Raw genomic sequence first — 25,212 nt, forward strand, 5'->3', positions numbered from 1 at the left:
GCTATTTCCGAAGCACCTTCTCCACCGCAGGCATCAGATCGTTCTTCACTGACTCCGGCGTAAACGGGCCGACATGCTTGTAGGCGATCTTGCCTGTCTCATCGACGAGGAAGGTTTCCGGCACCCCGTAGACGCCCCATTCGATGGCTGAGCGCCCGGCGCGGTCGGCACCGACAGCGGCAAAGGGATTACCGAGATCGCCTAAGAAACGGCGCGCATTTTCCGGCTGGTCCTTGTAATTGAGGCCAACCACGCGGATACGTTCGTCCTTGGCGATTTCCGTCAAGAGCGGGTGCTCCTGACGACAGGGAACGCACCACGATCCCCAGACATTCACCAGTGTCAGCTTGCCCTTAAAATCGTCGCTGTTGAGGCCGGGAACAGGCGCGCCATCACGCACCAGCCCCTCAACGGGCGGCAGGTTCGTCTGCGGCGCATCCTTGCCGATCAGCGCGGAAGGTATCGTCGTATTGTCCTTGCCCGACAGAAGCTGGACCGCAAACACCGCCGCCAGTCCGACGAAAATCGCCAGCGGCAGCAGGGCAACCCATGTTGAGCGCTTTTTCGGCGCGACTGGCTTCTCGGTCGTTTCCGTCATTGTGCTTTACCGGGGGCTTTTGCAGAACGGCGGCGCACGCCCTGCGCCTCAAGCCGCTTCAGTTCGTTTTTCTGGATACGCTGATCGATCAATATCCAGCCAATGGTGACGACGAGTGCCGCGACCGTGATGCCATACGAGGCGAGAACAAAGCCGAGATGGTTCATATTACGCCCTCCTGTGCCTTGCGATTGCGGTCGGCATTCCGTGCGGCAAGCTTTTTCATCGACGCGACGCGACGACGCCAGATTTCATTGCGCATGGCCATCATGTGCAGAGTGAAAAACAGAAGCGAGAAGCCGATAGCCATCACGAAAAGCGGGCGCAGCATGGATGCATCGATGGTCGGACCGTCCATGCGGAAAACGGACGCGGGCTGGTGCAATGTGTTCCACCAGTCGACCGAGAATTTGATGATCGGAATATTGATGAAGCCGACCAGCGTGAGCACAGCCACAGGTCTGGCGCTTTTTGCCGGATCGTCCATGGCGCGCGACAGCGCGATAATGCCAAGATACATCAGGAATAGCACGAAAACCGAAGTCAGCCGCGCATCCCACACCCACCATGTGCCCCACATCGGCTTGCCCCAGAGCGAACCTGTGGCCAGCGCAAGCGTAGTGAAGACGGCGCCGAGCGGAGCGGCTGCACGGATCGAGACATCGGCCAGCGGATGCCGCCAGACCAGCGTGCCCAGCGCCGAAACGGCCATGATCGAGTAGCACATCATGGAAAGCCATGCGAAAGGCACATGGATATACATGATGCGTACCGTCATGCCCTGCTGATAGTCCTCCGGCGACTGGACGAAGACCATATAGAGGCCTGCTGCCAGAAACAGCACCGAAAGCACGGCCAGCCATGGCAAGACCTTGCCTGCAAAGGCAAGGAACCGCGTGGGATTGGCCAGATCGAGCCAGCTCGTGGTTTTAACGGCGTCTTTGGTCATGTCTTTTTCCATGGCCTATACTTACCTTCCGCCCCCGTACCGTTCAATTGACCGTAATCAACTGCGTCAATCCGCCGAACTTTTCAGCGCTGCGCTCGCGGCCAGAGGCCCGAGGACGGCAAAGAACAGGGTGAGTGCTGCAAGAATAAGGAATGGCGCCAGAAAAGGCGCATTGTCTACTGTCGCTCCATGCGAAGCTGATACACCGAAAATGAGCACCGGAATGGTGAGTGGCAGAACGATCACCGACACCAGCAACCCGCCACGCGGCAGCGCCACGGCAAGGGCTGCACCCACAGCGCCAATGAAGGCGATGGCGGGCGTTCCCACCAGAAGCGTCAGCGATGTTGCGCCGATTGCCGATGCGTCCATGTTCATGAACAGGCCCAGCATCGGCGATGCGATCACCAGCGGCAGCACGCTCGCCACCCAATGGGCCACGCACTTCACAAAAACCGTGAAGGCCAGCACGTGGCTGTCCGCGCCGATCAGCAGCAGGTCGAGCGAGCCGTCCTCCCGGTCAGCCTGAAACAGCCGGTCGAGCCCCAGAAGCGTTGCCAGCAATGCGCCGATCCACAGTATGGCGGGGCCTATGCGCGCCAGAAGATTGAGATCAGGCCCCACGCCGAAGGGCATGACGGCAATGACCGCGAGGAAGAACAATATGCCGATCAGCGCGCCGCCACCGGCGCGGAAACTGAGGCGCATGTCTCTCAGGAAAAGCGCCAGCATCAGGCAGCCTCAACTGAACAGGCGGCCATGTCGAACGCGCTGACGCCTTCAAGGCCAAGAGGAATATGCGTTGCGGCGACGATCATGCCGCCTTCCCGCATATGCCCGCGCATTATTTCCGCAAAGCGGGCTTCGGACGCCTTGTCGAGACCGGCGGTCGGCTCGTCGACAATCCAGAGCGGACGATGGCTGACCAGAAGCTTGGCGATGGAAACACGGCGCTTCTGCCCCGTCGACAGATAACCGAACGGCAGATGCTCCACGCCGGGCAGATCGACGGCTTCCAGCGCCTCATCGATCTCCGCTTGCGCGGCACCGTTGAACTTCTGCCAGAAGGACAGGTTTTCACGCACGCTGAGCGCCGGTTTCATCGCATTCTGGTGCCCGAGGTAATGGCAGGCGGCGCGCACCGGCAAAACTGTGCCATCCTCGCGAAGCTCAACCTTGCCTGCTTCGGGCTGAAGCAGGCCGCAGATGATTCGCAGCAGCGTGGACTTGCCGGAGCCGTTGGGTCCGGTCACCACCAGCGCCTCGCCTTCACTGAGCGCAAAAGACAGGCCAGCGAAAATCGTTTCGCCGCCTCTTTCGCCCGCCAGATTTTCGGCTTCAAGCCGCATTTAATACCCTCTAAGCCCCGATGGATAATTGCCAGACCAATAGAACCGGAACCCCGGAAGATCTATGGAAAGGCATCGCAACATTTCGCCGCAAGGGGCCGAATTCACGATATTCTGTCTGGAATCGTTTTAGAAAACTCTCTATATGAGGGCTACCACGCCAGCGGTCGGCGTGGAAACCATTTTTGGCCGATCTCAACCTGTTGCCCTTAAGGACGCAGGCATCGGGACGGACAGCGGAAATGACTGCACCCGCACCTTGGCGCGTCCTTGAAACGCAGCAGAGGCGTTCGTCCTGGTTTTCCGGCCAGTAGCATGAAGGACGAACGCAGTGTCGCACATCGACAGTTTTAAATGCCGCAAAACCCTTACCGTGGGCGGTAAGGATTATGTTTATTACAGCCTGACCGAAGCCGAAAAGAACGGCCTCGAAGGCGTTTCCAAGCTTCCCTTCTCCATGAAGGTTCTGCTCGAGAACCTGCTCCGCTTCGAGGACGACCGCTCCGTCAAGAAGTCGGACATCGAAGCCGTTGCCAAGTGGCTGAACGACCGTGGTTCCGCAGGCGCGGAAATCGCCTACCGTCCGGCCCGCGTGCTGATGCAGGACTTCACCGGCGTTCCTGCCGTCGTTGATCTTGCAGCCATGCGCGACGGCCTCAAGGCGCTCGGCGGCGATCCGGAAAAGATCAACCCGCTCGTTCCCGTCGATCTCGTCATCGACCATTCGGTCATCGTCGACGAATTCGGCAATCCAAGCGCATTCAAGGCCAATGTGGACCTCGAATATCAGCGCAATGGCGAACGCTACCGCTTCCTCAAGTGGGGCCAGCAGGCATTCAAGAACTTCCGCGTCGTTCCTCCGGGCACCGGCATCTGCCATCAGGTGAACCTCGAATATCTGGCCCAGGCTGTCTGGACCAAGGAAGAAGACGGCGAAACCGTTGCCTATCCCGACACCTGCGTCGGCACCGACAGCCACACCACCATGGTCAACGGCCTTGGCGTTCTGGGCTGGGGTGTTGGCGGCATCGAAGCTGAAGCGGCCATGCTCGGCCAGCCGGTTTCCATGCTTCTGCCGGAAGTCGTCGGCTTCCGCCTGACCGGCAAGATCAAGGAAGGCGTGACCGCGACCGACCTCGTTCTCACCGTCACGCAGATGCTGCGCAAGAAGGGCGTTGTCGGCAAGTTCGTCGAGTTCTTCGGCGAAGGCCTCGAAAACATGACGCTCGCCGATCGCGCAACCATCGCCAATATGGGTCCGGAATATGGCGCGACCTGCGGCTTCTTCCCGGTTGACCGCGAAACGCTGAACTACATGAACACCACCGGCCGCGACGAGCATCGCATCGAACTGGTCGAAGCTTATTGCCGTGCGCAGGGCATGTGGCGTGACAAGGGTGCAGCCGATCCGGTCTTCACCGACATTCTCGAACTCGACATGGGCGACGTCGTTCCGTCGATGGCCGGTCCGAAGCGTCCGGAAGGCCGCATTCCGCTGGAAGGTATCGGTTCCGGTTTCGCAACCTCGCTCGAAACCGAGTACAAGAAGACCACGGGCCAGACCACGCGTTATGCAGTTGAAGGTGAAGACTACGATCTCGGCCACGGCGACGTCGTGATTGCCGCCATCACGTCGTGCACCAACACCTCGAACCCGAGCGTGCTGATTGCTGCCGGCCTTCTGGCCCGCAATGCAGTAGCCAAGGGCCTCAAGACCAAGCCTTGGGTCAAGACCTCGCTTGCTCCCGGCTCCCAGGTCGTTGCCGCCTATCTTGAATCCGCTGGCCTCCAGAAGGATCTCGACGCACTCGGCTTCAACCTCGTCGGCTTCGGCTGCACGACCTGCATCGGCAATTCCGGTCCGCTGCCCGCACCAATCTCCAAGACCATCAATGAGAAAGGTCTGATTGGCGCTGCGGTTCTCTCTGGTAACCGTAACTTCGAGGGTCGCGTTTCGCCGGACGTTCAGGCAAACTATCTGGCTTCGCCGCCGCTCGTCGTCGCTCACGCTCTTGCCGGTACGGTCACCAAGGACCTGACCAAGGAGCCGCTCGGCGAAGACCAGAACGGAAATCCGGTGTTCCTCCGCGACATCTGGCCTTCCTCTCAGGAGATCCAGGAATTCATCGCCAAGAACGTCACCCGCAAGATTTTCTCGGAGAAATATGCGGACGTGTTCAAGGGCGACGAAAACTGGCAGGCCGTTCAGGTTCCTGCAGGCCAGACCTATGCATGGGACGATGATTCGACCTATGTGCAGAACCCGCCTTACTTCGTGGGCATGGGCAAGTCGGCTGGCACGATCGGCGACGTCAAGGGTGCCCGCATTCTGGGTCTCTTTGGCGACAAGATCACGACCGACCACATTTCACCTGCCGGTTCCATCAAGGCACAGTCGCCTGCCGGTAAGTACCTCATCGACCATGGCGTCGGCATTGCCGACTTCAACCAGTACGGTACGCGTCGCGGCAACCATGAAGTGATGATGCGCGGCACTTTCGCTAACATCCGTATCCGCAACCACATGCTGGGCGAAAACGGACGTGAAGGCGGCTACACCATCCACTATCCGTCGAAGGAAGAAACCTCGATCTACGATGCTGCCATGCAGTACAAGGCCGAGGGCGTGCCGCTCGTCGTCTTCGCAGGTGTCGAATACGGCAACGGCTCTTCGCGTGACTGGGCTGCCAAGGGCACCAACCTGCTCGGCGTCAAGGCCGTGATCGCACAGTCCTTCGAGCGTATCCACCGCTCCAACCTCGTTGGCATGGGCATTGTGCCTTTCGTCTTCGAGGAAGGCACCAGCTGGCAGACGCTTGGCCTCAAGGGCGACGAAATCGTCACCATCGAAGGCCTTGCCGATGTGCGTCCGCGCCAGAAGGTCGAAGCTTCCATCACCTATGCCGATGGCACGGTGAAGAAGGTTCCGCTCATCTGCCGCATCGATACGCTGGACGAGCTCGACTACATGAAGAACGGCGGCATCCTACAGACCGTTCTGCGCGACCTCGCCGCGTAATCGGCACAGGTTTAAAAATCAGAAGCCGCCGGAGAAATCCGGCGGCTTTTTTATTTTGGAGCAGACATGGACATTATCGGCCTGAACGGATCATTTCCCTGACTTTCACCGCTTTTTCAAAGTGATCGAGGGTATGGGTCTTGATCCACCACTCGGCAGCCTCCATGAGCAGTTCCGGCTCCGTGTTCTTGTTGGCAAAGAAGGCATAGAACGAAATACCGACCTGCTCGCCCTTTTTCGCTATCTTCTCATCGCAAATTGCGATGGCTTTTTCTCTCAAGCTCGATCTCATGTTCAACCAGTCTCGTTTCCGCACAATCTGTTGTGGCTGATTTTGATAGGAGATTCGCAACCTCTGCGAATCTCACCGCAACGTGAATTCCTATTGATTGCAGGACTTCTTACATAATAGATGTCAGCGACAATTATTGCAGGATGAAACGAAGTGATACTCCACGCCCCCTTCTATGGGACAGGTCCATGGCTCACCGGCGAGCATCTGCCCGGCTGGCGTAGCATCTGTGCCGTTCTGGGGCTGGCATTCACGGGCTGCATCTCCATGCAAGGACAGGCCAAGGCACAGGACAGCAACAAGAAGACCGCCGTTCTGGAGCTCTACACCAGCCAAGGCTGCAAGTCCTGCCCCCAGGCTGACCAGAATTTAGCGAAATATGCCGACGATCCCAATGTTCTGGCGCTGTCGTTCCACGTCAATTACTGGGATTATATGGGATGGCGCGACACGCTTGCCACCCAGGAAAACACCGACCGGCAGAACGCTTATCGCAACTCCTTCAATGCGCGTATGATCTATACGCCGCAGGCCATCATCAATGGCACGGCGGAAGTCAACGGTCGCGACGGTGAAGCCGTCCAGGCGCAGATTGCCACCAACAAGCTGGATGTGCCGGTTTCGATCAAACAGCTCGATGACGGGCGCCTGTCCATTGAAATCGGCGCAGGCAAAAAACCGGAAGCGCCTGTGCATGTGGTGCTATTCTATTTCCGCGATTCCGTGACCATTCCGATCACCGAAGGTGAAAATGCCGGTCAGGCTGTCACCTATCGCAATACGGTTCGCGATACGAATACGATTGGCATGTGGGATGGCAAGCCGCTGAAGATTGAAATCCCGGCTTCGGAACTGAAGCGCAAGGACGTTTCGGGCTGTGCCGTGGTGCTACAGGAGACCCGTGACGACAACTCGCTCGGCCCCATCCATGGCGCGGCCATGTTCAAGCAGAAGAAGCCGATCGGCCTCTGAGCTTTCTGCGATCATCGTCGCTCTTCTGCAATTTACAGCGAGAAATGCGTTTCGATCGGATCAAACAGATTTTTATTTGGGCTGATGTCGTGCTGGGCTTCTGGGCGAGTGTTGCAACTTGGTTCAGCGGAGGCTGGAAAAGGTTGGTTCGGCTCGGGCAGTCCTTTGGGCGGGGGGCTTGGGGTCGGACATACCCGAACCGAACCGTCTCAGGCAACGTGTAGATGCTGAAGCCATAATCAGGCTGGAATGCGAAGCTGACAAGGCGAAAATGTGGCCGACAATCACCATTGCAAACAGGCATTCTCTTTTCGTGAATAACTAATATGTAGCCTCTAATCCCTATTTATAGGGGCTTTTCCCGGTGAATAATCGGCAACCAGAATCGGTCTGCAAAACCCTCCCCTTGAAATTGCTTCACAAAAGCATCACCCTGTTGTCATGCGCCGGTTCGGTTCGCTTCTTCGCCATTGCCGAATATCCAAACCGGTCGCGCGCAGTTTGTTTTTGAGCCTGCCCGGTTTTTGGTCTGCGCTCTGCAAAAGGCTGAAAGGAAGGAAATGGATACGTCAAGCGCAGCGAATGAGGATTTGTCATCCCCTTCCCCCTCGTCTGCTTCGCCAAAGGTCGTTCCTCTCGACCGTACGCGATCTGCTCCAGTCAGTTTCAACCGGCATGAACTCGGCAAAATCCTGAATATCTATGGCCGCATGGTCGCCTCCGGCACGTGGCGCGATTATGCGATCGACCATCTCAGCGACCGCGCCGTGTTCTCCATCTTCCGCCGTGCAAGCGAGATACCGCTTTTCCGCATCGAGAAGAATCCAAAGCTGGCGCATAAACAGGGGGCCTATTCGGTCATCGCCGCAAGCGGGCTTATCATGAAGCGTGGCCATGAGCTGGAGCGCGTCCTGCGCGTGTTCGACAAGAGCCTCAAGCTCGTTGAAAGCTGATCCCCCGTATAGGGATATTTGACAACCCAATTTTTCAAACCGCCCCTTCGACAAGCTCAGGGTGAGGGCGTTACGGCGGAATTAAACGTTGCAGATTACACTCCCCCTCATCCTGAGGAGCCGTTGAAAACGGCGTCTCGAAGGATCTAGGGTCGAGGAATCAGGCATACGGGCAAATCAGCAGGAAGATGACTTATGAAAGCGGCGGCGTACCCGGCTCGATTGAACGCCCGCCATTGAGCGGTAGCTGCATCAGCACCGTATCGAGCCAGCGCCCGTGCTTGAAGCCGGAACCCTCGATACGTCCGCAATGGATGAAGCCAAGGCTCTCATGCAGCTTCACCGAACCGATATTGTGTTCGCCATCGCCGATCACCGCCAGCAATTGCCGGAACCCCAACGCAGCAATACGTTCGATGAGTTCGCGCAGAAGGAGCTTGCCTATGCCCTTTCCCTTCGCATCAGGGGCGATATAGATCGAATCCTCCGCAAGCCAGCGATAGGCAGGCCTGACGCGGAAATAACTCGCATAGGCATAGCCCAGAACCCTGCTGTCCTCCTCCGCGACGAGGATCGGAAAGCCCTGTTCCACGAATGCTTCAAAACGCTTCACCATTTCGTCCATTGTCGGCGGCTCGATCTCATAGGAGCCGGCGCCGGTCAGAACGGCCTCCGTATAGATTGCGGTGATCGTTTCGATATCGGCAGGCTGAAAATCACGAATGACGGGCATGGGAGGAACCGGAGTAAAGTGTTTTGATAAGGCTTCCACCATGCATCAGTAATCATATGGACAAAAGCAAAAAGGGCAGCGTTTCCGCTGCCCTTTTTTCAAACACTCTTCAGCTGACTATTCGCGGTTGCCCATGAACTGCAGCAGGAAGGTGAACATGTTGATGAAGTCGAGGTAGAGACGCAGCGCGCCCATCACGACCTTGCGGCCATGCGCATCCGAAGAATCGCCTTCGTAGTACATTTCCTTGATCGACTGCGTGTCGTAGGCGGTGAGGCCTGCGAAGATCAGAACGCCGATCACCGAGATCGCGAACTGAAGCGCGGTGGAACCGAGGAAGATGTTGACGACCGATGCCAGGATCAGGCCGAACAGGCCCATGATCAGGAACGAGCCCATGGCGGACAGGTCGCGCTTGGTCGTGTAACCATAGAGCGACAGCGCGCCGAAGGAAGCAGCCGTCACGAAGAAGGTGCGAACGATGCTCTGGCCGGTAAAGACCAGGAAGATCGACGACAGCGACAGGCCGACGAGAGCTGCATAGCCCCAGAAGACGGCATTAGCGGTCGAGACCGAAAGACGTTCGATGCGGAAGCTCAGGAAGAACACTGCCGCGAGCGGCGCAAGCATCACAACCCAGCGGAGCGGGGACGTGTAGAGCGCCACACCGAGACCGGTGAGCATCTTGCCGTTGGCGAGCTGCGCGACGGCTGCGGACGGGTCCGTGGTCGTTGCGAGTGCTGCAACGGCAAATGCGGCAAGGCCGGTAACGGCCAAGCCGATAGCCATCATGTTATAGACGCCGAGCATATAGCTGCGCAGGCCCTGATCGATGCCTGCATCAGCACGAGCGCCGCCTACCGGCCTCTGCTGCGCCTGAATATTGCGAAAGTCAGCCATGACTTAAATCCTCTTGCCATGTCCCGTCCGGTGTCGGGGCGCTCAAAAGGCCGAGCCGCCTCCAGGCGCCGCTGGCGGGACCCCAGCATGCCTGCCTGACATTATGGGGATTTCGGCCTTCGCGTACAAGTACCACCTGTAAAAAAACGTGATGCAGCGATGCGAAAGCGCAAACGCATTATCCATAATATCCAACGGCTTACGTTTTCTCACCCTTCCCTATTACAAATCGTTCATATGGTTCTGAGCACCTGGGCGGGCTTCTGGCCGAGAACGCGCCATGTACCGGCCAGGCCGAAACCGACAGTCAGTACCAGTGCTATGGCAACGGTCATCAGCGCGACATCTGGCAGGAAGCTTGCTTTCAGCTTCATGATTTCCACGACGACATACCAGCCCGCCACACTGCCCGCGACGAGTGCGAAGAGCGCCGTTGCAAGCCCGAGCAGCATATATTCAAGCACATAGGCCGAAATCAGCGTGCCGCGCGTCGCGCCCAGCGTCTTCAGCACCACTGCGTCGTGGACGCGGGCACGGTTACCGGCTGCGAGCGCTCCGCCCAGCACCAGAACAGAGGCAGCCAGCGCGATGGAGGCCGCAGCACGGATGGCGGTTGCAAGCTGGCTGATCAGATCATTCGCGACATTGAGCGCATCGGTCACACTGACGGTCGTGACGGCGGGCCATGTCTTGGTGACCTGCCGCAGCACATCAGGCGCAAGGTTCTTCTGGCTGTCAGGAATGGTGAGCGTCGCCAGCCACGTCGCTGGCGCACCGGCAAAGGTATTGGGCGAAAACACCATCACGAAGTTCATCGCAAGCGTTTCCCACTGAACCTGCCGGAAACTTGCGATCTTCGCATTGATGTTGCGGCCCAGCACGTTGACCGTCACCGTATCGCCCAGCTTCAGGCCCAGTTCCTTGCCTTCACGCTCCGCGAAGGACACCAGCGGTTCGCCGCTATAATCGGCTGGCCACCATTCGCCTTCCGTCAGCGTCGAGTTTTCAGGGACCGTATTGGAAAAGGTTATGCCGCGGTCGCCGCGCAGCACCCAGGCTGCTTCCGGCGGGATGGTCATGTCGCGCACATTGGTGCCGTTGAAGGCAACGATACGCCCGCGCAGCATCGGACCGGAGGTGAGCTTGCCATCGGGCACGATACCGCTGACCAGCTTGGTGAAATCGGCGATGTCGCGGTTCTGAATATCGACGAAGAAAAAGTCAGGCGCCTGCGCCGGAATGTTTTCCGTCACCTGACGGCGCAGATTGCCATCGATCAGCGCGATTGCCACCATCAGCGTCAGGCCAAGGCCCAGCGAAAGCACCACGGAGGGCGTGAGCGCGCCGGGACGATGAATGTTACCCACTGCCAGCCGAAGCGCTGTCGAACGCACGCGCCGAACCCGGCGGGCAAGCCAGCGTATGCCATCGGCGACAAGCCGCAGCACGCCGAAAGCCGCAATGGCCGAAACAATGAAGATTGCCGCAATGCGCCGGTCATAGGCGACGTAAAGCGCCAGCCCGGCGAGTGCAGCAATCAGCAGAACCGCAAGGCCGAGATATAGCAGTGGTGGCAGGCCACGCTGCTCGAAACCCTGCTCGCGGAAAAGCGCCGTTGCCGGAATGTCCCGCGCCCTGCCAAGCGGAATGATCGCAAAAGCAAGCGTGGTAATGAGCCCGAAGACGGCGGCAAGTGCCAGCGCACCGGGGAAGAAACCGCCGCCACCGGCGACCGGCAGATAATTGGCGAGCGCCATGGCAGCGGCATAGGGGATAATCGCCGCCAGTATCAGCCCGAGAACAATGCCGATCAGGCCGATCACCATGATCTGCACGAGATAGACCAGCACGGCGAAGCGCGCGGGCGCGCCAAGCGACTTGAAGGTCGCGATCACGCCGCGCTTGCCGTCGAGATAGGCGCGCACCGCATTGGCAACGCCTACACCGCCGACGATCAGTGCTGTCAGCCCCACCAGCGTGAGGAATTGCGAGAAGCGCTCGATATTGGCGCTCAGTGCCGGCGCGGCATTGGAGCGGGAGCGAATGTTCCAGCCTGCATCGGGGAAATCTGCGGCAGCCTGTCGCCTGACTTCGGCAATTGCTGCATCCGGCGCGCCATCGGGAAGCGCAACCTTGTAGATATGATCGACAAGGCTACCCGGCTGGATGAGGCCGGAAGCGCGCAGGCCATCCAGCGAAACCAGAAAGCGCGGCGCAAAATTGAAGCCCGACGAAAGCAGGTCCGGCTCGCTCTCTATCAGGCCGCGCAATTCAAACATCTGCGAACCGAGCAGCACTTTTGCGCCAAGCGAAAGGCCCATGCGATTGAGAAAGTCTTGGGCGACGGCAGCGCCATAGATGCCATCCTTGTCGCCGGTCATATCGGCCAGCGACTGCTCCGGTGCGACCTTCAACTGGCCATAGAGCGGATAGGCAGCATCGACAGCCTTCACCTCGACCAGCGACTGGTCGGAGCCATCGGGCATGCGCGCCATGGAGCGCATCGTAGCGCTCTCCGCCATTCTGCCCTGTTTTTCGATGAAGGCGCGCTCTTCCACTGTGGCTTCCCGCTGATTGAGCGCGAAGCTGACATCGCCGCCCAGAATACTCTGGCCTTCCGAGGCGATGCCGGTGCTGACCGACCGCGCCACCGAATTGACGCCGCCGATGGCGGCAACGCCAAGCGCGATACAGGCGAGGAAAATATAGAAACCGGACAGGCCGCCGCGCATTTCACGCAGCGCAAAGCGGAGAGCAAGCGAGAACGACTTTGCTGCACTCATGCGCCAGCCGCCAGCGATTCGAGAATGGAGCCGCCCTGTGCAGGCTCCTCGATCCGGCCCGAGCGCACCGGGATTTCGATGTCGCAGCGCGCCGCAAGCGCCGGGTCATGCGTGACGAGCACCATGGTGAGGCCGTTTTCACGCTGCTTGGCGAACAGAAGATCGGCAATCTGGCGCCCCGTCGTGGTGTCGAGATTGCCGGTCGGCTCGTCGGCGATCAGGATTTTTGGGCTTGGCGCAAGAGCACGGGCAATCGCAACGCGCTGCTGTTCGCCGCCGGAAAGCTCGGATGGATAATGGGTGAGGCGCTCGCCAAGCCCAACAGCGCGCAATTCGCGCTCCGCCACCTCGAACGCATCTCTGCGTCCGGCAAGTTCCAGCGGCACCGCGACATTTTCCAGCGCAGTCATATTGGGAATGAGGTGAAAGGACTGGAACACGATGCCGATATTGGCACCGCGGAAAGCAGCGGCCTGATCTTCGCTCATCTGGCTGATCGTCTCACCTGCAATCTTCACAGTTCCGTTATCGACATGCTCGAGACCGGCCAGAACCATCAGCAGCGTCGACTTGCCGGAACCGGACGGACCAACGATGCCAGCCGACTGTCCTTGCGATATATGAAGGGAAACGCCCTTCAGCACATGCACCGATGAGGCGGCGTGACCAAGGGTTAGATGAACGTTCTCAAGTTCGATAATCGGGCCAACAACCTGTTCCGTCACGCGGTTTTTATCCTATATGAATCTTTAGAACCAAACAGCGCGCCACAAATTTGAACTTATGTTGCGCCAATCATTGAAGAGAAGTCCGGCGGGCCATTTGCCCACAGCCCCTCAAATATGGGTTTTCGACGATGCGTTTCAAACTCTCAATTCCGGCATGGCTTCCGATTTTTGCGGCGATTGCGTCTTTTATGGCGGCAAGCCCCATTATTGCAGCAAGCGCGCAGGAAGAACCGACCGGTCTCGAAGATGCACTGCCGACCGAGCAGCTTTCACAGGTCAAGATCGTCGGCTTCGGCGACAGCCTGATGGCGGGCTATATGCTGCCATCCAATGCCGCCTTTCCGCAGCAGCTTGAAAAGGCACTCAACGACAAGGGCGTCGAGGTTTCGATCGAGAATGCGGGCGTATCGGGCGACACGACCACGGGCGGGCTTTCGCGCATCGACTGGTCCGTTCCCGATGGCACCGATCTCGTGATCCTTGAACTGGGTGCGAATGACGCGCTGCGCGGCATCGAACCTGACATTACTGAAAAGAATCTCGACGAAATGCTGGCGCGCCTGCAGCAGCGCGGCATTTCGGTCATTCTTGCGGGCATGATGGCCCCGCCCAACATGGGTAAGGACTATGCCGCCAAGTTCAACCCGATCTATCCGAAGCTGGCACAGAAATATGGCGTGCCGCTCTACCCGTTTTTCCTCGACGGCGTAGCAACCAAGAAGGATTTTCTGCTTGAGGACGGAATGCACCCCAATGAAAAGGGCGTCGAAACGATGGTGGCTAACTTTATGCCCACTATCGAAAAGAGCCTGACAAACATGCAAAACAAGGGGACATCGGGAGGCTGACGCCGGTCGGGAGCATAAACAGCTTGCTCCCGGTATAAAACTTTGATTCGCTGCAGTTGCATCAACTTAACCGAATCAATTCGGCAGGTACGATGCACTGACTCTCTAGGCTAGAGTGTCCTTTATGCATCCTTTGGATGCCCGGCGCTCTGGCATGGAACGCTTCGAGGAGGATGCCTTATGCCGCGTCTTTTCACTGCCCTCGAAATCCCGCGCGACGCCGCGCTTTCGCTCTCGTTGTTGCGAGGCGGTCTCCCCGGCGCACGCTGGATTGATGTCGAAAACTACCACATAACGCTGCGTTTTATCGGAGATGTGGAAGGCCACGTGGCCGACGAGGTTGCCAATGCGCTTGATCGCGTGCGGCGGCCTGAATTCATGCTCAACCTGTCGGGTGTCAATGCTTTCGGTTCCAAAAAGCCGCACAGCATCTATGCGGGTGTATCCCCATCGCCTGACCTCAACGCTTTGCAGGCGGAAATCGAACGTATCTGCCAGCGGCTTCACATTCCCGCCGATCCGCGCAAGTTCACGCCCCATGTGACACTGGCGCGGTTGAGAAATCCCCGCATCGAGGATGTGGTGCGCTATCTCTCTTCACGCGGCAACTTCGCGACGCTGCCCTTCAAGGTGGGACGGTTCGTGCTGATGTCGTCACGTGATTCCGTGGGCGGCGGACCCTACATCGTGGAGGAAGCCTGGCCTTTGATTGCCCGTTCTGGCCAGAACTGGTCGGCAAGCGCGATGGAAGCTGCCAGAACCATCCGGTAAACCTTTTCGAAATCCCCGGTCCCGCCATAATAGGGATCGGGGATTTCGACCGCCCACCCTTCGGCAATCTCGGTGAAAAGCCCGATTTGCGCACTTGCATTTGCAGGCTGCCGCTCAGCGATCATCCGCATATTGTAGCGGTCCATCCCTAGGATCAGATCGAAACGGCTGAAATCGGCTGCGATCAACTGTCGGCAGCGCTGCGTGGAAATATCGAGACCGTGGCGCGCTGCAACGCTGATGGAGCGTTCATCCGGCTCCTCGCCGGTATGGTAACCGTTGGTTCCGGCAGAATCGACCCGCACGTCGCGGATGCCGCGTTTTTCCAGCACATGGTCCATCACGCCTTCGGCAAGCGGAGAACGACAGATATTTCCTGCACAGATGAAAAGAATGCTGGCTGGGACTTGTGCGGCTACGGATACGATCACGGAACTCTCGCGCTTATGGTAGGTTATCTCAGGAACCGCAACATAGGCGAAAGACGATGGCACGCAACCGGCTGACGGAAAATGAACTGAACGAAGCGCTCGCCGAACTGGATGGCTGGCAGAAGGTCAAGGGACGCGAGGCGATTTCCAAAAGCTTCAAGTTCAAGGATTTCAACGCCGCCTTCGGCTTCATGGCGCGCGCAGCACTCCACGCGGAAAAGCTCGACCATCACCCCGAATGGTTCAATGTCTACAATCGCGTCGATGTCACGCTCGCCACCCATAGCGAGAACGGCATTACGGAACTCGACATCAAGCTCGCGCGCAAGATGAACGCCTTGGTCTGAGTTTAAAGCTTTGAGATGTATACGTAAATCTTCCGGCGGTCATAATTGAAGCTGCCGTCGGGGTTGCGGCTGGAATAGGGAAGAACGCGGGTCAGATTGGTGCGATCCTGCCAGTTCTGCCCAAGCTTACCGCCATGGATGCCACGGATATGGACATCGCCAAGCGAAATGGCGGCATGGAAAATGTGCCCGGCCTGAACGTCGTAAAATCCGATTGCCTGACCGAAAGGCAGCGCCGAATAGCCGTTCCATTGTTCGCCCGCCCTGAAATTCAGGATGGGTATCCAGTTCTGGCTGGACGTGCCGCGTAGCGTGTTGAGCGAAATTCCGGCACCGAAGAGAAACCGCAGATAGACGGCGGCATCGTAGCATCCCGCCTCCGACAGATCGACGGTGATGTAATTGTCTTCGCTTCCGGCCGCCAATAGCTGGTTGCCACGAAACAGCCGTGTTGAACGGTCGCTGCGGATGAAGTTTTCCCCATAGCCGGTCAAATGCATCAGAACCTCCACTCAGCAATGGACCATCGCCCGCCCGAAACGCTTTGGAAGCGATCTGGGGAAGCGATCTGGTCGAATCTGTATTTTGGGGATTTGATGCGGGCGTTGTAGCTGATGCTTCTTGCAGGTGACCTGGGTGATGGAATCATCATGGTCTTGCAAGGACAGCACAAACTCCCCATTTTCTATCGGTCACAACCCGTATTCAACCATTGGAAGCGGGACGACAGGAGTTGAACGAGAATGGATGACGTCAGAATCGGTGAAATCCTCGAACCCGGCAGCGAGAGCGAATTCAAGAAGCGCAGTGAACGGGTGAAGAACGGATTCTGGAAGGCCGCGCGCCGCGCCGGTCGCATGGTGCCCTTCATGGATGAGGTGGTGGCAGCCTATTACTGTGCCCTCGACCAGAAGACGCCAACCCGCGTGCGCATGACGCTGATGGCCGCACTTGCCTATTTCGTCCTGCCGTTCGACGCCATTCCCGATATTCTGGCCGGTATCGGCTTCACAGACGACGTTGCCGTGCTGATGGCAGCGCTGACAGCCGTTCGTGCCCACATCACGCCTGCGCACCGGCTCGCCGCCCGGCAGGCACTCGAGGATGAGGGAGTAAGGGAGTAAGGGAGTAAGGGAGTAAGGGAGGCTGTTCACAGCTATTTGATTCCGACAACCCTGCATCACTTACGCCCGTTTTCACCCTTATTTTCCTATTCCCGTACTCCCCTATTCCCTTATTCCCTTTTTAGCATACTGCCTTAATCTCCTACTGCCCTATTGCCTTATCCTCACGAACAAACTCTCGCCGCTTTCTTTTAATTCAACTGGAACCAAGGGATGGCGGGGCGACTTAGCTGCTCATTCAAGTTTTCTTTCGAAACTTCACCGTTTGGTAACCCAGATTAAGGCAATTTAATCGGTAACTGAGCGGGACGGCGTGATGAACGGCGGCATCCCGATATTCAAGTTTGAAGCAAACGAAAGAGAACCGGTAAAAACCAATGCTTGGAAAATCGATCGTCGCGGCTTCTGTGTTCATGATTGGGATGGCGGGCTCGGCACTCGCCCAGACCCCGAGCCAGATCAGCCAGTTCAATGCCTGGGGCGCCTACAGCTATCAGTCGGGCAACGGCAAGGTCTGCTATGTCCTCTCCGTACCGACCCAGAAGGCTCCGGCCAATGTCGATCACGGTGACAACTTCTTCCTCGTGAGCCAGAAGCCCGGCCAGAACATTTCGTTCGAACCGCAATTCATGGCCGGTTACGACCTCAACACCAATGCCAAGGTCGTCGTCTCCATCGGCAACCGCAACTTCAACATGTTCGTCAACGGCAAGTCAGGCTGGATGGAAAATGCGGCGGAAGAGCCGCAGCTCATCGCAGCCATGCGCGGCGGTTCTGAAATGAAGGTGCAGGCACAGTCGAAGCGCGGCACAAAGACCAACTACACCTATTCGCTGAAGGGTATTTCGGATGCGCTGAAAGCCATCCAGAAGTGCAAATAATCCACGCGATTGGAAGTCGTTTAAAGCCGGGTACACAACCCGGCTTTTTTCTTTTGTGCTGCACATACGCATAGCAGACCGGATTTCATGTGGGATGACGAACGCGATATTGTGTGCTAAGAGCGCGCGCAACAGGGGTCGCAAAGCCAAGTGCCGGACCCTATTTATCCATGCATTCGGGCCAGATTATCTGGCGAAGCTTATCGACGCGCTTCAGCCGTCGTTTCCAACAGTTGAAAACAGATGTCCATTTCGTTCGACCTTACCATTGATGATACGCGCGACCAGCTTGCCCGCCATGCGCGCGCCAGCCTGGAGGCAAAGCCGTCGCTTATCGGCATGTCGCGCGAGGAAATGGCCGAAGCACTGATAAAGGTCGGCGTGCCCGAGCGGCAGACGAAAATGCGCATCAGCCAGCTCTGGCATTGGCTCTATGTGCGCGGCGTTTCCGATTTCGCCGACATGCGCAATATTTCCAAGGATCTGCGTAGCCTTCTGGCGCAGCATTTCACCATTGCGCGCCCGGAAGTGGTCGAAGAACAGATTTCGCAGGACGGCACCCGCAAGTGGCTGTTCCGCTTTCCACCGCGGGGTGCTGGTCGTCCGGTCGAGATCGAAAGCGTCTATATTCCCGAAGAAGGTCGCGGCACGCTGTGCGTTTCCAGCCAGGTCGGCTGCACGCTGACCTGCTCGTTTTGCCATACCGGCACGCAGAAGCTGGTGCGCAACCTCACGTCGGAAGAAATTCTGGCGCAGCTTTTGACCGCCCGCGACCGCCTCGGCGATTTCCCGGACAAGGACACGCCCGATGGCGCCATGGTTCCCGCCGAAGGTCGCAAGATCACCAATATCGTGATGATGGGCATGGGCGAACCGCTCTATAATTTCGAGGAAGTGAAGAAGGCCCTGCTGATCGCCTCCGATGGCGACGGCCTGTCCCTTTCCAAGCGCCGCATCACGCTTTCGACCTCCGGCGTCGTGCCGGAAATCTATCGCACCGGTGACGAGATCGGCGTCATGCTTGCCATTTCGCTGCACGCCGTGCGTGATGAATTGCGCGACATTCTGGTGCCGATCAACAAGAAGTATCCGCTGGAACAGCTCATCAAGGCTTGCCGCGAATATCCGGGCCTGTCCAATGCCAAGCGCATCACCTTTGAATATGTGATGCTGAAGGACATCAATGACAGTCTTGAGGATGCCAAGCTTCTGGTGAAGCTTTTGCAGGGCATTCCGGCCAAGATCAATCTGATCCCGTTCAACCCGTGGCCCGGCACCAATTACCAGTGCTCGGAATGGGAGCAGATCGAGAAATTTGCTGATTATGTGAACGCGGCTGGCTACGCATCGCCGATCCGCACCCCGCGCGGTCGCGATATCCTTGCTGCCTGCGGCCAGCTTAAGTCGGAATCGGAGCGCATGCGCAAGAGCGAACGCCTTGCGCTCGAAGCCATGATGATTGCCGGGCATGGCGAATAACGGGGCGAGTAAACTGATGGGTGCGCGCGCTTGAACGATACTTTCGACTACATAACGCGCTTCGTCATCGTGGTATTCGGCTATTGCTGCGGCGTATTGGCGGCTGGCTGGTTTCTGGCCGCCATCCTTTTCCGCACCCTTGGGGTCGATTCCTTCATGAACGATTTCGTCATGATGGCGAGCGATGCGGATGCCGGTTCGTTTTTTGCAGCCACCAGCTTCTGGAGCGCGGTCTTCGTTGGCGGTTTTGCCATTGCAGCCATGGCTGGCGGGTTCAGCTTTGTGCCTGCCCTCATTCTCATCATTCTGGCTGAAGCGCGCGGTTACAAGTCGTCGCTGTTCTATTGCGTTGCGGGTGCCCTGATCGGGCTTGCCGCCGCAGGCGCATCGCTTCCGTTCAGCGATGGTCGAAGCGTTCCGGAAAGCTCGCTCTGGATCGCAGCCATTGCAGGCGCCGGCGTCGTCGGCAGCTTCGTCTACTGGCTGCTGGCCGGGCGCAATGCCGGGCGGCTTTTAACCCGCCCGACTGAATAAAATCCATCTTCTTTTTCGCATTGTCCTACGCATCGAAGTGGGATCAGAAATCAGTCCAGTGGACTGATTTCCCCGCGGAGACGCTTCGCACTTTTGCTGGAAATGGCTTTTTCATTCGCATTATCCTCCGCAAAACCGCTTCGCACTTTTGCTGGAAATGCTCTATTTTGCCTGTGCGGTGATGATCTTCAGCGCGAAGGCCGAGAATACGCCCGCAAACATCCAGTCCACGATGCGCGTTACGGTCGGGTTCTTTTTCAGGAGCCCGGCGAAACGATCTGCCGCCACCACCATCGGAATGGTGAAGGGGAGCGCCATCGGAATGAACGACAGGCCGAGGAAGAACAATTTGCCCATGGCATGCGGGTCATGTGCGGAGACGAACTGCGGCAGGAAGGTCATGTTGAACAGGATGATCTTCGGGTTCAGAAGATTGATGCCAAGACCCGTCAGCCAGTTCTGGAACAGCGTATGCTTCTTGCCGCCATTCTTTTCCGGCGAGAAGGCCGATCCCTTGCGGATCGCCTGCACGGCCAGCCAGACCAGATAGCCAGCCCCCACCACTTTCAGTGCCGTAAAGGCTGCGGGAGACGCCAGAATGAGCGCCGAAAGGCCGAGCGCCACCATGGTGGTGTGAATGACGATGCCGGTGCTGGCGCCAGCCATGCAGGCAAAACCTGCGGCCTTGCCTTCGGACAGGGCGCGCCCGACGAAAAGCGTCATGTCGGGACCGGGTGTGATGGAAAGGATTGCGGTTGCTATCGCGAACTGGACAAAAATCGTCCATTCGGGAATGAAGGTCAGGTTTGTCAGAAAAGACATCGAAATGTGCTCCAAGAGATGGCGCACGCTAGAATAATTTCCCGGCAAATGAAACAGTCGAATGGAGACAGAAATGCTGCTGATCGTAGGTACCGTCCGCCTGCCGCCGGAAAACCTCGCCAAAGCGCACGAGGCCATGCAGCGCATGATCTCGGCCAGCCGGGAGGAGGATGGCTGCGTGGACTATTTCTATGCCGCAGACATTCTCGAGCCGGGCCTCATCCATGTGAAGGAGATGTGGCGCGACCGCGCTTCGCTCGACCGGCATTTCGCTTCCGCCCATATTGCCGAATGGCGCGCGGCCTGGCCTGAACTTGGTATCGGCGACCGCAATCTCGTTGTTTATGAAGTTGGCGAACCACAGATCACGTAATACCAAAACTCGATGAGTTTGACTCATCGAGTTTTGGTTAAGCCCATGCGGCGACTGAGCATTTTCAGGGCGTGATGCGTTAGCATCTCAGCGCCCTGGTATAATACGCATGAGTTTTCGCGATAAGTCGCAGCCCTTCGGCTTGCACGCTGCTTGGCAACTGATAAAAGAACTACGGACAAATTTTGGGCGCCGCTCTGGAGCGCCTGATGAGACGGAAGTTTATTATGAGCAAGTGGAAAGACGTTAAGAAAGTCGTTCTCGCCTATTCGGGCGGCCTCGACACCTCGATCATTCTGAAGTGGCTTCAGACGGAACTCGGCGCGGAAGTTGTGACCTTCACCGCCGATCTCGGTCAGGGCGAAGAACTTGAGCCAGCCCGTAAGAAAGCGGAAATGCTGGGCATCAAGGAAATCTTCATCGAGGACGTGCGTGAAGAATTCGTGCGCGATTTCGTTTTCCCGATGTTCCGCGCCAATGCCGTCTATGAAGGCGTCTATCTGCTCGGCACCTCGATTGCCCGCCCGCTGATCTCCAAGCACCTGATCGAAATAGCGAAGAAGACCGGCGCCGACGCCATCGCGCATGGCGCGACCGGCAAGGGCAACGACCAGGTTCGCTTCGAGCTTTCGGCCTATGCGCTGAACCCGGACATCAAGATCATCGCCCCATGGCGCGACTGGTCGTTCAAGAGCCGCACGCATCTGCTCGAATTCGCCGAACAGCACCAGATTCCGGTTGCCAAGGACAAGAAGGGCGAAGCGCCGTTCTCCGTCGACGCCAACCTGCTGCACTCCTCGTCCGAGGGCAAGGTTCTGGAAGATCCGGCTGTCGAGGCGCCTGAATATGTGCATATGCGCACCATTTCGCCGGAAACCGCTCCCGACAAGGCAACGATCATCAAGATCGGCTTTGAAAAGGGCGATGCCGTTTCGATCAATGGCGAGCGCCTGTCGCCTGCCACGCTTCTTGCCAAGCTCAACGACTATGGCCGTGACAACGGCATCGGTCGTCTCGACCTCGTGGAAAACCGCTTCGTGGGCATGAAGTCGCGCGGCGTCTACGAAACGCCGGGCGGCACGATCCTGCTGGCAGCACACCGCGCCATCGAATCGATCACGCTCGACCGCGGTGCGGCGCACCTGAAAGACGAGCTGATGCCGCGCTATGCCGAGCTGATCTATTACGGCTTCTGGTTCTCGCCGGAACGCGAAATGCTGCAGGCCGCCATCGATCACAGCCAGCGCCATGTCGAAGGCGAAGTCACGCTCAAGCTCTACAAGGGCAATGTGATGGTGATCGGTCGCGAATCGGACAAGTCGCTCTATTCCGACAAGCTCGTCACCTTCGAAGACGATCAGGGTGCTTACGACCAGAAGGACGCAGCAGGCTTTATCAAGCTCAATGCATTGCGTCTGCGCACGCTTGCTGCACGCGACCGCAAATAAGCATCGCTAATCCAAACAAAAGCCCGCCTTCCGGCGGGCTTTTTTTATAGCGGGACGTGAATTTTGTCTTTCTATCTGGCCCTGCCTGCCTGCATTCTGCTTGGCATTTATCTGCTGGTGCGCTGCATTTCCATTCTGTGGAAAATGATTGCGCCTGATGTCCGGCACCAGTTTGCGGGTAACGACCGGCCCCATAGCATTCCTTTGCCGAAAGTCGGGCGCTACGCGATCAGCATCGTGTTTCCGCCGCTTATCGTTTTCACCGGAACAGCCTATTTCTCAACGCAATTTGCCATCAAGGCGCGCGCGACCGGCATCCCGATTGCCTATCATTCCATAAGCCGTTTTCTGTTGAGCGTCCGGCGGACGGATATGCGCGGCAATGCTTCTCATGCCTTGGGTTATTTCGACTGCACGACACCCGGCGATTACGAAATCACCTGCCTGACCCCTGAAAAGATCAGGGCGAATTTCCGGCTGGAAATAACGCCCCATATTTCGGTCCTGAAACTCGCGCCTGTCATCGCAGGGACTATTCTTGCCGCTGGAATGAGCCTGGGCGGAACGATTGTCTTTGTGCTCTGGATGACCGGCAGAATCGCATGAGATCAAGCAGCGTTTTTTAGGGTCTGTGGGGAATTAGTTTTGAAGCGTGGTATGGATGAAAATAGCACAGGTTTAGGAGCAAAGCCGAAGGTGGAGTGGTTCTCCATCGAGGTTTTGCGACGCGAAGCTGGGCCATTTTCACCATATCCCTTTAGGACGTGGCGGATTTTCTCTCTGAATGCGTCTCACGCCACGCCCAAAACCTAATTCCCCACAGACCCTACACCCGCCAGCATCTTTTCCTCACCGGGACGCAAGGTCAGCACGCGCACGCCATTTGATGTGACTGCAACCGTATGCTCGAACTGCGCTGACAGTTTTCCATCACGCGTCACCACCGTCCAGCCGTCCTTTTCGGTCTTCACCTTGGCCGTTCCCTGATTGAGCATCGGTTCGATGGTGAACACCATGCCTTCGCGCAGACGGACGCCCGTGCCGGGCTTGCCGAAATGCAAGACCTGCGGTTCCTCGTGCATCTCGCGACCGATACCGTGGCCGCAATATTCCCGCACGATGCTGTAATCATGCCGCTTGGCGTGGCGCTCGATGGCATGACCAATATCACCCAAAGTCGCGCCGGGACGCGCGGCAGCAATCCCCTTCCACAAGGCCTCATAGGTCACACGGACCAGCCGCGAGGCAAAGGGAGCAACGTCACCGACCATATAGGTCTTGCTGGAATCGGCTATATAGCCGTCCTTTTCCAGCGTGATATCGAAGTTGATGATCTCGCCGTTTTCAATGATCTCGTCATTCGACGGCATGCCGTGGCAGACGACTTCGTTCTTTGAAGCATTCAGCACATAGGGATAGTCATATTGCCCCTTGCTGGCAGGCCGCGCCTGCAACTCGCGGGTAATGTAATCCTCGACCAGATCGTTGACCTGCATCGTGGTCATGCCCGCCAGCGGCGTGCGGTCGAGAAGGGTAAAAACGGAGGCGAGCAGCGCGCCGGATGCCGCCATTTTCTCCACTTCGGCAGGTGTCTTGGTCATGACGATTGCACCGCCAGAACCGGCAGCTCGACCTGTGCGGCGCGCAACTGCATCTGCACGATCTCGTTGAACGACAGGTCGGGATGGGCCTGCGCCAGCATGCCGATTTTCATCCAGTATTCAGCCTGCGCATTGATCGAACGGCACATGACGTCACTCGCCTTGCGCAGTTCCTCATGCAATTCGTCACCGATTTTCACGATACCCATAGCTTTGTCCAGACCATACGATTCATATATGTATCATATATAAACCGTATATATCCATCGATCAAGCTCCCCCGATTTTCACTTGAACATTCAAACCCGCTTGCATTTAGTATGGCGCCATATTATATGCCGCCGTATGGAAATAATCGAACAAAAGCATCACGCCCTTCTGGGCGAAATGGAACGCCGGCACAGCCCGTCCACCGACGCGCTGAAAGCCTGCTTTGAAGTTTTGTCGCTTGCTGCGGCCATTGACCGGGATTGCGCCAACCGGCTGGCACCGCACAAGCTTTCGGAGGGCAAGTTCGTCCTGCTGTTTCTGCTGCACGATGCGCCCGACGGCCTCTCGCCGCACGAGCTTTCAGAGCGCGCAGGTGTCACGCGCGCCACTATCACCGGCCTGCTGGACGGGCTGGAGCGCGATGGTTTCCTCAAGCGCCGCGCGGATAGCGAGGACCGCCGCAAGCTGACTGTCCGGCTGACATCCGAAGGTTCGTTGCTGGCGCAACAGCTTTTCGAACAACACACCGCATGGATTGCAAGCCTGATGAGCGACCTCTCGTCAGGCGAACAGCAGCTTCTCAGCACCTTGCTGCGTCGCATCTGGAGCCGCACCGATGCCGGTCGTTCTTTCAAGATCAACGAAACCCTAAGGGATATGACATGACCTATTACCTCGCCGAGCTTTATTCCCCGAAATCGAGCTGGCACGCGCTTGATGCTGAAGGCAGGCAGGCTTTTTTTGAGAAAGTTGGCGCGGGTATGGGTGGTCTTGCGGCGCTCGGTATCGAGGCTTTGGCATTAGGTCCCGTCGACGCGACAAAGCCTTTTGCACCCGACCAGAGTTTCTTCGCCATCTGGCGCTTCCCGGATGAAACAGCTCTCGACATGCTGATTGCCGGAATCACCGCCACCGGCTGGCATGATTATTTCGACACGATCAATGCGGCGGGTGCTGGCACCGACCTTCCCGGCCATCTGGCGCAACTGGCAGGCGTGCCTTTCAGGGAAGCAGCCTGATCCAAAACCGCTATCGCGATGATAGAGCGTATCCCGAAAAGTGTGAAA

At 57.7% G+C, this 25,212-nt stretch carries 30 protein-coding genes; 15 read left to right on the plus strand and 15 right to left on the minus strand.

Going from position 1 to position 25,212, the window contains the following annotated elements:
- Position 1 precedes the first annotated feature (1 nt).
- The 5 genes from HWX93_RS02375 to ccmA form a co-directional block, all read right to left on the minus strand.
- A complete protein-coding gene (locus tag HWX93_RS02375; protein ID WP_176036386.1) occupies positions 2–598 on the minus strand; it encodes a DsbE family thiol:disulfide interchange protein in 597 nt (198 codons plus the stop codon).
- Entirely contained in the window at positions 595–765 is a 171-nt protein-coding gene (gene ccmD / locus HWX93_RS02380; protein ID WP_061344787.1) for a heme exporter protein CcmD, read from the minus strand. The genes HWX93_RS02375 and ccmD overlap by 4 nt, the downstream gene beginning before the upstream one ends.
- Positions 762–1,547, minus strand: coding sequence for a heme ABC transporter permease (locus HWX93_RS02385; protein WP_176036387.1), 786 nt, complete (start codon positions 1,545–1,547; stop codon positions 762–764). The genes ccmD and HWX93_RS02385 overlap by 4 nt, the downstream gene beginning before the upstream one ends.
- Positions 1,548–1,613: 66 nt before the next feature.
- The gene (ccmB, locus tag HWX93_RS02390; RefSeq protein WP_176036388.1) at positions 1,614–2,279 is read right to left on the minus strand and encodes a heme exporter protein CcmB; all 666 of its coding nucleotides are present in this window, start codon (positions 2,277–2,279) and stop codon (positions 1,614–1,616) included.
- Complete coding sequence (ccmA, locus tag HWX93_RS02395) at positions 2,279–2,896, minus strand: heme ABC exporter ATP-binding protein CcmA (RefSeq protein ID WP_176036389.1); 618 nt, start codon at positions 2,894–2,896, stop codon at positions 2,279–2,281. The genes ccmB and ccmA overlap by 1 nt, the downstream gene beginning before the upstream one ends.
- A gap of 331 nt (positions 2,897–3,227) precedes the next feature.
- Here ccmA and acnA point away from each other — a divergent pair, with 331 nt between their 5' ends.
- The gene (gene acnA, locus HWX93_RS02400; protein WP_176036390.1) at positions 3,228–5,915 is read left to right on the plus strand and encodes an aconitate hydratase AcnA; all 2,688 of its coding nucleotides are present in this window, start codon (positions 3,228–3,230) and stop codon (positions 5,913–5,915) included.
- Between the two features lie 73 nt (positions 5,916–5,988).
- Here the strand turns inward: acnA and HWX93_RS02405 are convergent, their stop codons facing one another.
- A complete protein-coding gene (locus HWX93_RS02405; RefSeq protein WP_061344782.1) occupies positions 5,989–6,207 on the minus strand; it encodes a DUF6500 family protein in 219 nt (72 codons plus the stop codon).
- A gap of 237 nt (positions 6,208–6,444) precedes the next feature.
- On the opposite strand from HWX93_RS02405, the gene HWX93_RS02410 reads away from it, so the two are divergent.
- Together HWX93_RS02410 and HWX93_RS02415 are read left to right on the plus strand one after the other, a co-directional pair.
- Complete coding sequence (locus tag HWX93_RS02410) at positions 6,445–7,179, plus strand: DUF1223 domain-containing protein (RefSeq protein ID WP_176036619.1); 735 nt, start codon at positions 6,445–6,447, stop codon at positions 7,177–7,179.
- Positions 7,180–7,739: 560 nt separating this feature from the next.
- Positions 7,740–8,132: a DUF2794 domain-containing protein gene (locus HWX93_RS02415; RefSeq protein WP_109989220.1), complete on the plus strand. Its 393-nt coding sequence runs from the start codon at positions 7,740–7,742 to the stop codon at positions 8,130–8,132.
- Positions 8,133–8,325: 193 nt separating this feature from the next.
- Here HWX93_RS02415 and HWX93_RS02420 read toward each other — a convergent pair whose 3' ends face one another.
- From HWX93_RS02420 to HWX93_RS02435, 4 genes are all read right to left on the minus strand, one after another.
- Complete coding sequence (locus HWX93_RS02420) at positions 8,326–8,865, minus strand: GNAT family N-acetyltransferase (protein ID WP_176036391.1); 540 nt, start codon at positions 8,863–8,865, stop codon at positions 8,326–8,328.
- Positions 8,866–8,982: 117 nt separating this feature from the next.
- On the minus strand, positions 8,983–9,765 hold the full coding sequence (locus HWX93_RS02425; RefSeq protein WP_011982324.1) for a Bax inhibitor-1/YccA family protein: 783 nt from the start codon (positions 9,763–9,765) through the stop codon (positions 8,983–8,985).
- Between the two features lie 233 nt (positions 9,766–9,998).
- On the minus strand, positions 9,999–12,548 hold the full coding sequence (locus tag HWX93_RS02430; protein WP_176036392.1) for an ABC transporter permease: 2,550 nt from the start codon (positions 12,546–12,548) through the stop codon (positions 9,999–10,001).
- Complete coding sequence (locus HWX93_RS02435) at positions 12,545–13,273, minus strand: ABC transporter ATP-binding protein (RefSeq protein ID WP_109989217.1); 729 nt, start codon at positions 13,271–13,273, stop codon at positions 12,545–12,547. Before HWX93_RS02435 ends, HWX93_RS02430 begins: the two co-directional genes overlap by 4 nt.
- Positions 13,274–13,404: 131 nt before the next feature.
- Between HWX93_RS02435 and HWX93_RS02440 the strand changes: the two genes are divergently transcribed.
- Positions 13,405–14,124 carry an arylesterase gene (locus HWX93_RS02440; protein WP_176036393.1) on the plus strand — a complete coding sequence of 240 codons (720 nt, stop codon included), beginning with the start codon at positions 13,405–13,407 and terminating at the stop codon, positions 14,122–14,124.
- Between the two features lie 180 nt (positions 14,125–14,304).
- The gene (thpR, locus tag HWX93_RS02445) at positions 14,305–14,895 is read left to right on the plus strand and encodes an RNA 2',3'-cyclic phosphodiesterase (protein ID WP_176036394.1); all 591 of its coding nucleotides are present in this window, start codon (positions 14,305–14,307) and stop codon (positions 14,893–14,895) included.
- Here thpR and HWX93_RS02450 read toward each other — a convergent pair.
- Positions 14,805–15,326 carry a low molecular weight protein-tyrosine-phosphatase gene (locus HWX93_RS02450; RefSeq protein ID WP_176036395.1) on the minus strand — a complete coding sequence of 174 codons (522 nt, stop codon included), beginning with the start codon at positions 15,324–15,326 and terminating at the stop codon, positions 14,805–14,807. The two genes, thpR and HWX93_RS02450, sit on opposite strands and share 91 nt — an antisense overlap.
- Positions 15,327–15,382: 56 nt before the next feature.
- Here HWX93_RS02450 and HWX93_RS02455 point away from each other — a divergent pair, with 56 nt between their 5' ends.
- Positions 15,383–15,673 (plus strand): 4a-hydroxytetrahydrobiopterin dehydratase, encoded by a 291-nt coding sequence (locus tag HWX93_RS02455; RefSeq protein ID WP_176036396.1) that lies wholly within the window; start codon positions 15,383–15,385, stop codon positions 15,671–15,673.
- A 2-nt stretch (positions 15,674–15,675) separates the two neighbouring features.
- Here HWX93_RS02455 and HWX93_RS02460 read toward each other — a convergent pair whose 3' ends face one another.
- Entirely contained in the window at positions 15,676–16,173 is a 498-nt protein-coding gene (locus HWX93_RS02460) for a hypothetical protein (RefSeq protein ID WP_235969056.1), read from the minus strand.
- Between the two features lie 243 nt (positions 16,174–16,416).
- Between HWX93_RS02460 and HWX93_RS02465 the strand changes: the two genes are divergently transcribed.
- From HWX93_RS02465 to HWX93_RS02480, 4 genes are all read left to right on the plus strand, one after another.
- Complete coding sequence (locus HWX93_RS02465; RefSeq protein ID WP_109989211.1) at positions 16,417–16,797, plus strand: YkvA family protein; 381 nt, start codon at positions 16,417–16,419, stop codon at positions 16,795–16,797.
- Between the two features lie 377 nt (positions 16,798–17,174).
- Positions 17,175–17,678 (plus strand): invasion associated locus B family protein, encoded by a 504-nt coding sequence (locus HWX93_RS02470; protein ID WP_010657895.1) that lies wholly within the window; start codon positions 17,175–17,177, stop codon positions 17,676–17,678.
- 243 nt (positions 17,679–17,921) lie between these two features.
- Complete coding sequence (rlmN, locus tag HWX93_RS02475; protein WP_109989210.1) at positions 17,922–19,157, plus strand: 23S rRNA (adenine(2503)-C(2))-methyltransferase RlmN; 1,236 nt, start codon at positions 17,922–17,924, stop codon at positions 19,155–19,157.
- Between the two features lie 30 nt (positions 19,158–19,187).
- Complete coding sequence (locus HWX93_RS02480; RefSeq protein ID WP_176036397.1) at positions 19,188–19,691, plus strand: hypothetical protein; 504 nt, start codon at positions 19,188–19,190, stop codon at positions 19,689–19,691.
- A 162-nt stretch (positions 19,692–19,853) separates the two neighbouring features.
- Here HWX93_RS02480 and HWX93_RS02485 read toward each other — a convergent pair whose 3' ends face one another.
- Positions 19,854–20,513: a LysE family translocator gene (locus tag HWX93_RS02485; RefSeq protein WP_010657892.1), complete on the minus strand. Its 660-nt coding sequence runs from the start codon at positions 20,511–20,513 to the stop codon at positions 19,854–19,856.
- A gap of 73 nt (positions 20,514–20,586) precedes the next feature.
- Here HWX93_RS02485 and HWX93_RS02490 point away from each other — a divergent pair, with 73 nt between their 5' ends.
- The 3 genes from HWX93_RS02490 (at position 20,587) to HWX93_RS02500 (ending at position 22,940) form a co-directional block, all read left to right on the plus strand.
- A complete protein-coding gene (locus HWX93_RS02490) occupies positions 20,587–20,886 on the plus strand; it encodes a putative quinol monooxygenase (RefSeq protein WP_109989255.1) in 300 nt (99 codons plus the stop codon).
- Positions 20,887–21,113: 227 nt separating this feature from the next.
- On the plus strand, positions 21,114–22,334 hold the full coding sequence (locus HWX93_RS02495; protein ID WP_109989208.1) for an argininosuccinate synthase: 1,221 nt from the start codon (positions 21,114–21,116) through the stop codon (positions 22,332–22,334).
- A 63-nt stretch (positions 22,335–22,397) separates the two neighbouring features.
- Positions 22,398–22,940, plus strand: a complete 543-nt coding sequence (locus tag HWX93_RS02500; RefSeq protein WP_235969057.1) for a hypothetical protein — start codon at positions 22,398–22,400, stop codon at positions 22,938–22,940.
- Between the two features lie 203 nt (positions 22,941–23,143).
- Here HWX93_RS02500 and map read toward each other — a convergent pair whose 3' ends face one another.
- Complete coding sequence (gene map / locus HWX93_RS02505) at positions 23,144–23,935, minus strand: type I methionyl aminopeptidase (protein ID WP_176036398.1); 792 nt, start codon at positions 23,933–23,935, stop codon at positions 23,144–23,146.
- Positions 23,932–24,144: a ParD-like family protein gene (locus HWX93_RS02510; protein ID WP_140020711.1), complete on the minus strand. Its 213-nt coding sequence runs from the start codon at positions 24,142–24,144 to the stop codon at positions 23,932–23,934. Before HWX93_RS02510 ends, map begins: the two co-directional genes overlap by 4 nt.
- Positions 24,145–24,280: 136 nt before the next feature.
- On the opposite strand from HWX93_RS02510, the gene HWX93_RS02515 reads away from it, so the two are divergent.
- Both HWX93_RS02515 and HWX93_RS02520 read left to right on the plus strand, forming a co-directional pair.
- Entirely contained in the window at positions 24,281–24,811 is a 531-nt protein-coding gene (locus HWX93_RS02515; RefSeq protein ID WP_176036399.1) for a MarR family winged helix-turn-helix transcriptional regulator, read from the plus strand.
- Positions 24,808–25,164, plus strand: a complete 357-nt coding sequence (locus HWX93_RS02520) for a DUF6616 family protein (RefSeq protein WP_176036400.1) — start codon at positions 24,808–24,810, stop codon at positions 25,162–25,164. Before HWX93_RS02515 ends, HWX93_RS02520 begins: the two co-directional genes overlap by 4 nt.
- Positions 25,165–25,212: the final 48 nt, after the last annotated feature.

Origin of the sequence: Brucella tritici, from assembly GCF_902825325.1 — a bacterium.
Classification (GTDB): domain Bacteria; phylum Pseudomonadota; class Alphaproteobacteria; order Rhizobiales; family Rhizobiaceae; genus Brucella.